Below are 12,983 nucleotides of genomic sequence, written 5' to 3' on the forward strand. Positions count from 1 at the left end.
CGGAGGTCGTAACAATGAACCAACTAACGATGCATCAAGCTGTGCAGGAAGATGTGGAGCGGCTTGCTGATTTGCGTGCTCTGGTACTGTATGATGATCTGACCAGATTGGCAAGGTATGACGAGGTGAAGGTTCGGGAACGTTTCCGGAACACATTCGATCCGATCTATACATGGATTATTAAGCTGGAGGGTTCATCCGTAGGTTGTGTCTCGCTGAAGCCTACCGCAGAGGGAGCTCTGCTTGAACACTTTTATATTCATCCGGATGCACAGGGCAGGAAGATTGGAACCGAAGTATTGCAATTGCTACTGGGAATGGACGAAGCCAGGGGCAAACGTGTCCTGTTGAATGTATTGCAGGGAAGCCGGGCGAAGCGGTTATATGAACGTTTTGGGTTTGTTGTAGATCGTGAAGATGAGGTGGATGTGTTTATGTCCGTCCAGCTAACAGAAGATTGATCTTTAAATGGCATAATGACAGACCCATTCATTTAATTCTTGAATGGGTCTATTGAACATTTCTATTATACTTTCCTGCATCCATATCCTAATATGGATAATAACCTACTTATTTTATAGGAATTATATACTATGGAGAATACCGATATGCCGGATTGGAAGCGTAATCTGTATATTCTGTGGTTGGGGCTTTTTTTCAATCATATGGCGTATACCTTGTCCGTGCCGTTCTTTCCTCTGTTCCTGCAAAATGATCTCGGAATTGAGAGTGGGCTGGAGGCCTGGTCCGGTGTCTCGATCTCAATCAGCTTTCTGATCAGCGGACTATGTGCGCCCTTCTGGGGATCACTGGCTGACAAATACGGCAGCAAGCTGATGCTGATCCGGTCGGGGGTTGGGCTGGCGATTGCCCATTCTGCCAACTATTTTGTTCAGGATCCTTACACCTTCATCGCTGTTCGGGTCTTTCAGGGACTGATGGCTGGATTCAATCCGGCCTCCATCACATTGGTTGGCACGAATACGCCGGAGAAACATGTTGGCTACGCGCTGGGTGTCATCTCCACATCCACTGCTGCAGGCGGAATTCTTGGGCCTCTTGCTGGAGGCGTGCTCAGTCAATGGATTGGACTGCGGGGATGTTTCATTGCATCCGGGATCATTACACTGTTCTCGGCTCTGCTGGTTCTTGGCGTAAAAGAATCGCGCAGATCCCATACAGTGGCTTCCACCAGCATTCTGGGTGATCTGAAGAGAGCGGCATCCACTCCCGGTTTAATGCGGATCTATGGCCTCATTTTACTCGTCTCCACGTCCGTGCTCATCATCGAGCCGGTGCTGACGCTGTATGTCGTTCAGATCGGCGGAGATATAAGCCATGCAACACTCAGTGCAGGCATCGTATTTTCAGCCATCGGCGTAGCGACAGTTATTATGGGACCCAGATGGGGAAAGATTGGTGGCAGGATCGGGTATGAGAAAACCTTGTTTATCGGGCTGATCGGCGGCGGCATTGGCAGTCTTCTTCAGCTAACCGCGTATAATCTCGTGTATTTTGGAAGTTTGCGATTTATCTATGGTCTGTTCTTCGCTGCAGTTTACCCGGCTCTCAATGCATTAATTATCAAATATGCGGAGCACGAATTTCGGGGCAGGGCAGTTAGTCTCAGCCAAACGGCGAGCCAATTCGGTATTGTGCTTGGTCCTTTAATTGGCGGCTTTCTTGGTGGATGGACCGGCATTCCTTTTATTTTTCTGCTCACAGGGATCGTACTTCTCGGGGCTGCCTGGGTAGTAAAGGCAAGTGACATGAAGCAATTAAACAAGAGTGATCGGATTACCCACGAAAACATAGGGAGGACTTGAATATGACGAAACGACAACTGAAATTGGGGGCCAACCTGAACGGAGTCGGGAATAGTATTTCCTTCTGGCGACACCCTGACATTCCGATTAATGCGAGTGTTAGTCTTGATTTTTACAAAAATCAGGCGCGTAAAGCGGAGGAAGGCAAGTTCGATCTCCTATTTATTGCTGACGGTCTCTTTATTAACGAAAAATCCAATCCTCACTTCCTGAACCGCTTCGAGCCGTTGACCCTGTTGTCTGTGCTGGCAGGAGCCACTTCCAATATAGGGCTGGTTGCGACATTATCGACTTCCTACAGCGAACCGTTTACGGTGGCGAGGCAATTTGCTTCATTGGATCAGATCAGTGGAGGACGGTCAGGCTGGAACGTAGTCACTTCCCCACTGGAAGGATCGGCACTGAACTTTGGCAAAGGCGAGCATCCAAACCATGCGCTGCGCTATGAAATTGCTGAAGAGCACCTGAATGTGGTCAAAGGACTATGGGATTCCTGGGAGGATGATGCATTTGTCGGGGACAAGGAGAAGGGTGTCTTCTTCGACCCTTCTAAGCTGCATACGCTGGATCACAAAGGAAACCATTTCTCTGTACAGGGACCGCTCAATGTGGCACGTTCGAAGCAGGGTTATCCGGTCATTTTCCAGGCAGGTTCATCCGAATCCGGCAAAGACCTGGCAGCGAGATCGGCAGATGCTGTATATACGGGACATGAGACGATTGAGGAAGCAAGGGAGTTTTACCGGGATGTTAAGGCAAGAGCGGTCGCATATGGACGTCAGGCTGAAGACATTCTGATCTTCCCGGGTATCGGTCCAATTGTGGGCAGAACAGCGGAAGAGGCAGAGTCAAAGTATCAGGAAATTGCCGGACTCGTCAGTATTGACCACGCGCTGTATTATTTGGGGCGTTATTTTGACCATTATGACTTTTCTCAGTATCCGCTGGACGAGCCTTTCCCTGAGATTGGTGATCTGGGCAGCAACAGCTTCCGCAGTACAACGGACAAGATTAAGCAGCAAGCACGGGAAGAGGGGCTGACTCTCCGCCAAGTCGCGCTAAGAGCGTCAACGCCGCGAACATCATTCATTGGAACACCCGACCAGATCGCCGATCAGATCCAGGAGTGGTTTGAAGGCGAAGCCGCAGACGGATTCAATGTCCGTACGGTTGTGCCGAATGGACTGGCGGATTTTGTGGATCTGGTTGTTCCCGTTCTACAAGAACGAGGATTGTTTCGGACGGAATATGAGCATGAGACGCTTCGGGAGAACCTGGGGCTCGAAATTCCACGTAATCGGTACACGCTGGAACGTGTGAACTAAATGGAGCAACATGACGATGGATATTCACATTTGGCAAACTTAATCTAAGTCCCCTTAAGAAGGGGATGAAAAAGAGCGGTAATGACGTATCTTCAACGTCGTTACCGCTTTTTGTTTACAACACTGCATGCTTCAGAATGCTTTGAAGGCAATCCAGACAGATCCGATCATGACAACGATGCCGCCAATACTGGTCATTAAGTAGTAAAAGTCGCTAGGTTCGGGGTCGTTCACCCAAATCCAACGAAGGGAGAGCAGGAAGAGAAGATCCTGGAAATTACGGTAGTAGAAGCTGCACCATCCAAATATCAAACCGGCGAGGGCGAGAAAAAGGTAGACAGGCTGACCTTGCGTGTAATGGTATACCGGGTAAGCAGCAGTCACGATTGTATCCGGTGAATACTGCTCTTCGTCCTCGCTAAGTATTCTCTGGTTGTTAACGTAAAATGTGACGGAAGTCATAATATTGCCTTCTTCATCAAAACTTCTTAATTCCCTGGATTGGTCCTGAACCTCATACTTGCGTCCGTTAGGGTATAACACGCTATACGTTGGATTAGGTTTGGAATTGATTTCGGTAATGATATATTTCTGATTATCAATAAATACGGTGCGCTTCTGCTGCTCCACTTGCACCTGAATGGAATCGGCCGTTCTACTCCGGTATATCATCTGCTGTTCTTCTTTACGATCAAATAAATACTTCTGATTGTCTGCGTAGAATATGTGTTCCGTGAAATAAGGCTTGGATAGGAAGCCAACGATCACGGACGCAACCACAACGCATGAAAAGAAAATAAGGGTGGGGGACTGGATTTTTCGCAACCTTGTTATCATATGAACGCCTTCCTTCCACTTTGTTCTCTATTACGTAAATTCCAGGAACTGGTTGCAGTGGGATCTGCAAAAAAAAGAAATGGAACATACTGGTTTCTTTTTTGAACGTGGCTGTTATTATGAGTTTATACCCTGAATTTGAGCTTGAGAGGGTGCAGCAGTTGTTGCCTATTAGACAAGTCACAGGAGGAGATTGGGATGATTAGAGGATTAACGAAGGCAGGTTTGGGGAAGATCGAGTCTGATGAACAATATATTACGAATGCGGCCCAATATGGCTTCCAGTCCGTAGATTTGAATCCGCTCTCATTGGTTCAACAGTACGGGAAGGAACAAGCTGCACATTTATTGGAAAGCAACGATATCATCATCGGTTCAGCGGATTTCACCGTGGACTGGAGAAACTCAGAAGAGCAATTTCGTGAAGGACTCAAATCTCTGGTTGAAATGGCTGAAGCCTCTGCTTCGCTGAATTGTTTCACTTGCTGCACCTATGTTCTACCCTCGACCGATCAGCCTGCAGCATCTTTCATGGCGGCGGCTACCAGACGATTGAGAATCTGTGCAGACATTCTGGGGGCGTACGGTATCCGGCTAGGGCTGGAGTTTGTCGGCCCCCATCATTTGCGGACGCAGTGGAAGAATCCGTTTATTTGGAGTGTGGAGGACACGTTGGACTGGATTGAGACCATTCATGCTCCCAATGTAGGCTTGCTGGTGGATTCCTATCATTGGCATACGCTTGGTTTGCGTATGGAAGAGGTACTGCAATTGAAAAAGGAACAAATTGTTCACGTTCATATCAATGATGCCTCTAATCTGCCGATTGAAGAATTGCTTGATAATGAGCGCCTGTATCCAGGCGAGGGAGTCATTGATCTGACGGGTTTCCTGAAAAATCTGGAGGCTGTTGGTTACACGGGCGTTGTAGCCCAGGAGGTTCTGGCACCTGCATCAACACTTGAATCAAGCGAGCTGTTTGCCAAGTCAAAGGCAGGCTTTGATAGCGTGTTTGCGGAGTTATAAATTGATGAATATGGCCCGTACACGATGTATGGGTCTTTTCATTTTTCTTATATAAAGAATTTACCCTAACCAAGGTGGAAGTGGAGTATTGTATAAGCATTCGTAAGGGACAAATTAGCCCCTTACCCCTTACATCTATCACTAAGTTACTTTTTATCAAGCAAGCCGCGTTCCTTCATCAATTGATGCGTCACCGCCCACAATTTGTGTTGCATTCCGGCATCTCCGCCTGGAGCTGCAGGCGTAATAGCCGCTCCGCTGCCCACGTTAAAATAACCTCCCGAAACCTCCCCAAACTTGGGTTCTACAGCTAAACGAGTTATGATGTCCGCCCCCCGACGCGGGTCACCGATATGCAGAAACGTTAGAATGCGCTCCAGCACACTCGCGAACCACAGTTCCCGACCAAGGCCGGTGACATTGAAACCAGGATTCAAGGCATTCACACAAACTCCGGTCCCCTCCCATTGTCTGGCTAGTTGACTGGTAAACATAATATTGAGCAGTTTGGTTTTGCCATAGATCGGAGAGGAACCGCGGGCAGTAAAAGGAGTGGTATCCCTCAAGTCATCCGGCAGCACCAGTTGACCGTAATTCCGTGAGGCTTCAGATGCAACGTTCACAACACGGGCATGACCCGACTGGATCAGGGAATTACGCAACGTATGCGTTAGTAGCCAAGGTGCCAAATAGTTCACAGCAATCATCTCGGCAAACCCTTCAGAAGTCACTCTCTGCTCAAACGCATGGAGTCCGGCATTATTCAAAAGTACATCGATACGTGGATACGCAGCTGCAATTTCAAACCCAATACGTTTCACATCACTTAGCAAGGATAAGTCTCCGAAGAAAAAGTGGATGTTGGCAGAGGGCGCGATTGCCTTGATTTTGTTCCTGGTGGCCTCGGCGCGCTCTTCGCTGCGGGCTGTGAGTATAAGCGATGCACCACGTTTGGCAAGTTCGATGGCAGCAAGCTGCCCCAATCCGCTTGTTGCTCCGGTGATTACAATAATGGGCTGTGTTGTTTTCATAGTGAAGTCTCCTTTTGACGCAAAAAGAGTCGTCAGATATAATTGATATAAATCAACTATATATATTAATTGAATATTAATTGATATTTGTCAACTATATATTCTGATGACATGCTTTAATGAATTAAGGAGAGGGGAACAACAAAATGAGTGAACATGCAGCCAAAACAAAAGATAGAGAAACCCTGGAACTGGCCCTTGGTGAGCAGATCCATGCCCTGATTAGTGCTTCGCATGCACTCAATGTTCGGTCTGCCGAGCGATTTGATGCGACGTTGCAGCCTGCCGCTTTTCACCTCGTACGGTGGCTGTACTCTTATGGTCCAACAAGTGCCGCAGCTTTGGCAGAAGCGACTGCCATGGACCGCAGCTCGGTAAGTCGTCTGATTAAGCAGCTCGAGAAATCCGGATATGTGAGCAAGGAGCAGGATCCTGATGATCGGCGCGGCATTCTATTGTCTCTGACAGAGCTTGGCGAGCAGTCGACGGTGAATGCGCTGAAGGAGAAGGAGTCTGCTTTTTATGACCGTATCTCCAGATGGGATGATGAAGAGTTGGGACATTTCACCAGCATGCTTCGACAGTTTAACGGGTTGGAGGGGTAGTGTGGGGGATGTAGCGCAAATTGTGATGATATAAACGTAGCCATTGTGAAAAAATCAAAAGGTGATATCCACATTTCCTTGGACATCACCTTTTGGTCTACTAAAAACAGAATTTTACTTATCGGCAAGGTATCCTAAACCAAGTTTGAATAAAGGACTCGTATCTACAGGAAGCATGAACGTGACATCAGGTAAACTGCCGTCTGTTTTTCTAGCTGCCGATAATTGAGTCGTATCCAGACTTACAAAATCCTCTGAGGTGAGCTGAAGACCACCATCAATGGTCCAAGAATTATTGGATACATTTTCAATAGGGTGGTTATCGTTTTTGATGGTTGTCCCCATGAAGGCAATGTTATTATGTAACACTTCCCTGTAACCAGGAATGTTGGTGATATCCTTTGGACTAACGCGCTCCAGCATATCATAGTTGGCCCGCCGGTTATTGTACGCGGTGTTATTGGTCCAGTTAGCGGATTGTCCTGGCTGATGATTCGCATAAAAGCCATTCGCTCCGTTATTCACGGCAAGTGAATATCTAACGGTATGTACAGGCAATGGATCTGGAATGCCGGTTGTCCGATAGGCGTATCCTCCGACTTTGAATCCGTTCTGGTCGCCTACGCCATTCTGGTTGCCTCTGTTGTTAAACGACCAACAATGATCGTACACCACAGGTCCCTTTGAACTGATGCTGTCAAATCCATCATCACTGTTATTCCAGGCGCGGGAATTAATTAACGAGACCGCTCCGCCATGAGCTCCGAAGCCATCTGTATTCCCGGCAGATACATCCGTTGGGCCAATATTGTCATAAGCATCCGAGTTAAGAACGGTTCCTGTTCCATTCCCCGTATAGTAAAAACCAATCGCTTCATTTCCGTAAGCGGCCATATTCACGAAGTCGGCTTGCCCTCTGATTCTGAAAGCCTCCGATTGAGGCTGCTCACCTACTTTAACACCAGTGACATCGAATCCCTGGAAAGTGACTCCCGTTGTCCTGTCTTCAACAAAGAATGCAGCCACACGTAAATTGGTTGGGACATGACTGAAGTCAAAAACAGGTCTTTCACCCGGATATGCCTCGTAGGTAATTCCATTTTTGTTGAAGGCATGAACGTAATTATAATTACTATCCGTTTTGGCGATTTCAAAGTCATCGTAAACTCCGCCGCGGATATAGACCGTATCGCCGGACGAAGCCAGGGACTGGGCTTGCATCAAGCTCTTCAATGGCTCATTTATCGTTCCCGCATTGGTATCACTGCCGTTCGGAGAGACGTAATAACTCGTCGCACTTGTTGTTGCAATGGTTCCTTCTTTCCCTGAATCCAATGTATCTCCAGTTGCCATAACAGAACTTGTCATAAACAAGGCTGTAAGCATGGAATAAATGATGAATAAACTCCCGATTTTTCTCACAATGCTTTTCTCCTTTTGGGTCAATCAATGGTTTGGTGACGTCTTAGCAACCATGGCGCATGATTTTTATCGGTCCCCCATAAAGAGATTTTTATAAAACCACTATGAAATAATTCTTTTGCAGTACGTTTTAGGTATAAAGTAATGGGAGCAGCGAAAATGATTAATCTAGGCCAACGTTGAATCGACATACCGCTTAAACTCTGACGGTAAAATGCCGACAACCCTCTTAAACACAGAAGTGAAATGCTTAGAACTTTGGTACCCTACCATGGCTGCGATTTCGTATAGCTTGTGTTTGTCCTTGATAATCAGCTGCTTGGCCATCTCCATTCGTTGCTGAATGACATAATCAATGAAGTTAATGCCTGTCGCTTCTCTGAATACCTCGCTTAAATAACTCGGATTCATACGAACATAATCAGCTGCCGATTGAAGAGTTAAGTTTCCATTTATATTCGTATGGATAAAACGCTTTACTCGGGCGATAAGAGGTGGATCTGTTTGTTTTTGACTCTGTTGAACATAATCCAGAATTTCCTCTGCTCGTTGATTGAGCTTGCTGATCCAGATTTCACGGGATAAGGTATTCTGATCTTCACTCAGAACCTCTACGGACAAAGGGTCTATAACTCGATGTTGTGGCAGACCGGATTCGGCAGCGAAGTGTCCCAGAATAGCCAAACAGCTGACATACCGGTCTCTCCAAGTATCCGGCTGATGTAGAGGGAAGGTCTCAGATATCATGCTTTTGATTTGTAAATGTTGACCCTGCTTGAAAGCAGCCATCCATTCGACTATATCGGTGCCAGAGTCAGAAACGAGTTGAAACCGGATTTCCATTTTAGCCATATTCCAAGAAGGGAGCAGTTGACGGAAATCACTAAAGACAGGGCTGCTTCCCATGATCATCGGAATTTGTGTATGTACATTCGTGAAACGGAAGAGATTTTCTTCAAACTGTACTAAATTTTCTTTAATCGCATATTCATCCCGTGACCAGTGGAGTGCCATAATCATATTGTCTTCGACTCGAATGACTTTGCCCTGTTGATGAATGAGTTCCTGACAAGTCTTCATAAGAAAGTATAAATATAGACTTCGATCTCGGGGTGTGAGTGTTTGGACATTGATATACAGTGCTACAGCTCCGAAGTATACCCCATCTATTGGAAGTCCCAAACGACTTAGCCGCACTTCGCATGTTTCCGGTGTATGACTTTGCCCGCTTAGCAGTTGATGTATCCAATATTCGATTAATTGCTGGGATTGTTCGTTTTCTTCCAATTTTTGATGCGACGTATCCAGAACCAAAGCTTCTACTTGTCTCAACTTTTCAAGCAAAATAGGCTCCTCAACAGGCTTCGTGATATAATCGACGGCACCCATGACAAGCATCTGGCGAACGTACGAATAGTCTGTATACCCGCTTAGTGCAAGAACAAAAGGAGAGTCAGGCTCACGCTTTAACTCGGTATAAAGCTCGATCCCATCCATGATAGGCATGGAGATATCCGTTAGAATCAGATCCGGTTTTACGTTTTTGATGATATCCAAAGCCTCTCTGCCATTAGCTGCTTCACCTAACACTGTCCACTCAGGAGCAATTCTTCGTATTAATGCTTGCAGCCCTTTTCGAATCATGGGCTCGTCATCGACTATAATCATCCGAAATGTATTCATGTTCAGAAGCACCTCCGATCTTATTACGATCTGGGATTTGGTGAAGAGGGATCTGGCAAACTACGGAGGTTCCTTTACCCTGGGTACTGTCGATTTCCAGCCCGTATTGTGTTCCATAGGATAACTTGATTCGGCGCTGAACATTTAACAGACCGATGCTAACATCTTGCGGTTGTTCATTGAGGGCCATCTGGATCCGATTTCTGACTAAATGGAGTTGTTCCACTGTCATTCCTGCACCATCATCAGTCACTTTAATTTCAATAAAGGAGTTTAATTCGTTTTTATTGACCTGGACTCGAACAAAACCAGAGCGGGAGATAGGACGTAATCCGTGAAGAATACTATTCTCGACTAGCGGCTGAATCATGAGAGCGTGAATCGGTATACTTTTCAATGATTCATCACATTCGATTTCAACCTTTGGTGGATAGGACAGGCGTGCCGATTGCAAATATAAGTAATGCTCTACATACTCCAATTCCTGTTGTATGGTTATCCAGCTTCGCTGCTGAAAATGAACTTTAAGCAATTTGCCCAGTGAAGTGGTCATTTTGACCGTTTGTGGATTGCCCTCTGTTTCAGCCATCATTCGAATGGTTTCAAGCGTATTGAACAGAAAGTGTGGATTAATTTGGCTCTGTAATGCTGAAAACTGAGCATCCCGCTGCCGGATTTCAGCGACATACGTACGGTCGATCAATTCTTTGATTCTGGTAAGCATCTGGTTAAAACTATTTCCAAGATGAGATATTTCATCTTTTGACGTTGCATGGAACCTCAGATTAAACTCTCCGGATTCCGCTCTCCTCATGAGTCGCCGGAGCTGTTCAATCGGCAGTGTCACTTTTCTTGAAAACCATCCAGAAAATAATATGGCCGCCATCAAGGACGCTGTCATGATAAGTAGAGTAGTGAGAAGCATCTCTTTTCGATTCAAAACCGAATTCAAAGGGACATCAAGTTGGAGCTTCCATGGAACAGATTTTAAGTTAGCTTCAGCCCGCAGCCATTCGCTGGAATCAAGGGAAGGCGAAGGGAGGGTGATTTGTTTTTTGTCTGTCGCGTAGATCACTTGATTTTGCTCATTGACGATGGTTAGGGATGAACCATTTCCGATTTGAACACGATGAAGCAGATCATCTATTTTGGAGAAATTTACATCTAAAACAAGAACGCCGTAAGGCTGATTTAACTCGAAAATATTGAGCTGTCTAAAGACTGAGAACAATGGAATCACACCGCCGCCATTTGATGGTTGTATCATGTTTGTATCCGAAATCGTCGATTTCCCCTGCAATCTCAGTGCTTCAAGGAAAGCTTTTGTTGATTCTGGAGTGTAGGGATAGGGTTGCCCCTTCTGATAAAGACTTAAGCTCCCCATCTGATTGTCGAAAAAGTGAACTGCTGTAATGTCTTCGGCGTTGGGATACAGATATGTATTCCGAATATAGTTTTCCATTTGTACCGTTTCGGACAGGTCTAAATCATGGAGATGTTTTCCGGTGATAAGACGTTCCATTTGATCACGATCATAAAGTGGTTGCATTGTAGATGAAATCAATTCGGACAGATACACATCCAGGTTAATCGCAATCTGATTGGAGAGTTCATCCATGGTTAGCTCCATATTGTGCTTTGTGTTTGAAAGATGTAGAAGGTAGTGACCATATGAAATGATAATAATCAGGATCGTGATAATTAGCGTATACGACAGGTTAAGCTTCTGTTTGAAAGTCATTTTATACCTCCCCCCGCAAAGCCTAGTATAGTTCAAGGAATTTTTTCATGGAAGGAGTCTTGTTGAAATATCCAAAGAATCCGTCCTATTCCGAAAAAAACACCGCTTATCATAAGGTACATATCATGCCAAAATAAAAATGTACCCGAGAAACAGCATAACAGGAGGAAAAAACATGTTAAAACGATTAGCAGTTGGTTTGCTTGTTCCGGCATTTTTGTTGCTCGCGGCATGCAGCACAAACGATAATGGAGCCCTCAACAACAGCGGAGTTGAAAACGCTACCAATAATAAAGACAAGGGGGTAAACCTAAAGATTTCATTAACAGCTCAAGATATGAGCGGTCTTGAAACACTCGCGACAGAATACAACAGCCAAAATCCCGATGTAACAATTACAGTTGATCGTGCACCGGACAATCAATTCAAGCAAACCTTGGGAGCACAGCTCTCTGCAAAAGAAGCTCCCGACATGTTTGTGCAGTGGCCAGGTCTTAGCAAAATTGGGCTTAGTATTGACGCAGGTTATTTGGCGGATTTAAGCGATGTTGCTCCATTGAAAAATATAGATCCGAGCTTATTGCAAGGCTTCAGCAAGGAAGAGAAGGTTTACGGTATACCTTGGAGCAAGAATTACTTGGCTATGTTCTATAACAAGGATATTTTTCAGGCACATGATATAGCAGTTCCTACGAACTGGGAAGAGTTTTTGGCAGCTTGCGAGAAGCTGAAGGCAGCAGGAATCACGCCAATTGCGCTGGCCGGCAAAGAAGCATGGAATGTGCAGCTGCCTTGGTATGCGCTGGCTCCTTCCACCGTGTATGCGCAGGAGCAAGATTGGGATCAGAAGCGATTCAATGACCAAGTACAATTTGCAACTTCCGATTCGTGGAAAGCGGTAGCGGCACAATATGAACAGCTTGTGAAAAATGGATATTTCGACGAAAACACGCTCGGCGTTTCCTATGAATCTGCGAAAACGTCCTTGGGATCGGGGAAAGCGGCGATGATGATAGACGGCAACTGGTCGATTGGTGGTTATGAGGAAATTGCCAAAGCCAACAATATCGACATTGGTATGTTTGCATTGCCAGGCAACAAAGCAGGCGAAGAGATCTGGTTATCCTCTGCGCCGTCCACGGGTCTATCCATTTGGTCGGGAAGCGAGCATCAGGAAGAAGCGAAGAAATTTCTGGTCTATCTATTTTCGGACGAAAACTACTTAACCCTTATTGGGCCGGGCCAGTTCTCGACTTTGCAAACCGTACAGTCAGAGAGCACAGATATTACAGCGGACATTGTCGAGGTTGTACAGAACGCTCCAACTTATCAGTTCCTTGATATTGGCTGGCCAGCAGGTCCTAATACCGACGCGTTTAATCAGGGCACTCAATCCGCGATTGGCGGAGCAGTTTCCTTTGCAGAGCTGCTTGATATCGCTGACAAGTCGTGGGACAAAGCCGTTAAGAAATAGTGAAGCCTGACCG

General features: G+C 45.9%; 11 protein-coding genes. 6 read left to right on the top strand and 5 right to left on the bottom strand.

Going from position 1 to position 12,983, the window contains the following annotated elements; translation table 11 throughout:
• The first annotated feature begins 14 nt into the window (after positions 1-14).
• The 3 genes from MH144_RS10070 (at position 15) to MH144_RS10080 (ending at position 3,151) form a co-directional block, all read left to right on the top strand.
• Positions 15-461 carry a GNAT family N-acetyltransferase gene (locus tag MH144_RS10070; protein WP_239299504.1) on the top strand — a complete coding sequence of 149 codons (447 nt, stop codon included), beginning with the start codon at positions 15-17 and terminating at the stop codon, positions 459-461.
• Positions 462-593: 132 nt separating this feature from the next.
• Entirely contained in the window at positions 594-1,826 is a 1,233-nt protein-coding gene (locus MH144_RS10075; RefSeq protein ID WP_239299506.1) for an MFS transporter, read from the top strand.
• 2 nt (positions 1,827-1,828) lie between these two features.
• Positions 1,829-3,151, top strand: a complete 1,323-nt coding sequence (locus MH144_RS10080; RefSeq protein WP_239299508.1) for an LLM class flavin-dependent oxidoreductase — start codon at positions 1,829-1,831, stop codon at positions 3,149-3,151.
• Positions 3,152-3,283: 132 nt separating this feature from the next.
• On the opposite strand, the gene MH144_RS10085 is transcribed toward MH144_RS10080, so the two are convergent.
• A complete protein-coding gene (locus MH144_RS10085) occupies positions 3,284-3,988 on the bottom strand; it encodes a DUF6199 family natural product biosynthesis protein (RefSeq protein WP_239299510.1) in 705 nt (234 codons plus the stop codon).
• A 198-nt stretch (positions 3,989-4,186) separates the two neighbouring features.
• Here MH144_RS10085 and MH144_RS10090 point away from each other — a divergent pair, with 198 nt between their 5' ends.
• Entirely contained in the window at positions 4,187-5,014 is an 828-nt protein-coding gene (locus tag MH144_RS10090; protein ID WP_239299512.1) for a sugar phosphate isomerase/epimerase family protein, read from the top strand.
• 146 nt (positions 5,015-5,160) lie between these two features.
• Here the strand turns inward: MH144_RS10090 and MH144_RS10095 are convergent, their stop codons facing one another.
• Positions 5,161-6,045 (bottom strand): SDR family NAD(P)-dependent oxidoreductase, encoded by an 885-nt coding sequence (locus MH144_RS10095; RefSeq protein ID WP_239299514.1) that lies wholly within the window; start codon positions 6,043-6,045, stop codon positions 5,161-5,163.
• A 146-nt stretch (positions 6,046-6,191) separates the two neighbouring features.
• On the opposite strand from MH144_RS10095, the gene MH144_RS10100 reads away from it, so the two are divergent.
• Positions 6,192-6,650 carry a MarR family winged helix-turn-helix transcriptional regulator gene (locus tag MH144_RS10100; protein WP_239299516.1) on the top strand — a complete coding sequence of 153 codons (459 nt, stop codon included), beginning with the start codon at positions 6,192-6,194 and terminating at the stop codon, positions 6,648-6,650.
• A gap of 114 nt (positions 6,651-6,764) precedes the next feature.
• On the opposite strand, the gene MH144_RS10105 is transcribed toward MH144_RS10100, so the two are convergent.
• The 3 genes from MH144_RS10105 to MH144_RS10115 all read right to left on the bottom strand — a co-directional run bounded on the left by MH144_RS10105 (position 6,765) and on the right by MH144_RS10115 (position 11,496).
• Positions 6,765-8,072, bottom strand: coding sequence for a right-handed parallel beta-helix repeat-containing protein (locus MH144_RS10105; RefSeq protein ID WP_239299518.1), 1,308 nt, complete (start codon positions 8,070-8,072; stop codon positions 6,765-6,767).
• Positions 8,073-8,240: 168 nt separating this feature from the next.
• Positions 8,241-9,755 (bottom strand): response regulator, encoded by a 1,515-nt coding sequence (locus tag MH144_RS10110; RefSeq protein WP_239299519.1) that lies wholly within the window; start codon positions 9,753-9,755, stop codon positions 8,241-8,243.
• The gene (locus MH144_RS10115) at positions 9,724-11,496 is read right to left on the bottom strand and encodes a cache domain-containing sensor histidine kinase (protein ID WP_239299520.1); all 1,773 of its coding nucleotides are present in this window, start codon (positions 11,494-11,496) and stop codon (positions 9,724-9,726) included. Before MH144_RS10115 ends, MH144_RS10110 begins: the two co-directional genes overlap by 32 nt.
• A gap of 175 nt (positions 11,497-11,671) precedes the next feature.
• Here MH144_RS10115 and MH144_RS10120 point away from each other — a divergent pair, with 175 nt between their 5' ends.
• Positions 11,672-12,970 carry an ABC transporter substrate-binding protein gene (locus tag MH144_RS10120; protein ID WP_239299521.1) on the top strand — a complete coding sequence of 433 codons (1,299 nt, stop codon included), beginning with the start codon at positions 11,672-11,674 and terminating at the stop codon, positions 12,968-12,970.
• Positions 12,971-12,983: the final 13 nt, after the last annotated feature.

This window comes from Paenibacillus sp. ACRRY (assembly GCF_022346995.1).
In the GTDB taxonomy this organism is placed as follows: domain Bacteria; phylum Bacillota; class Bacilli; order Paenibacillales; family Paenibacillaceae; genus Paenibacillus.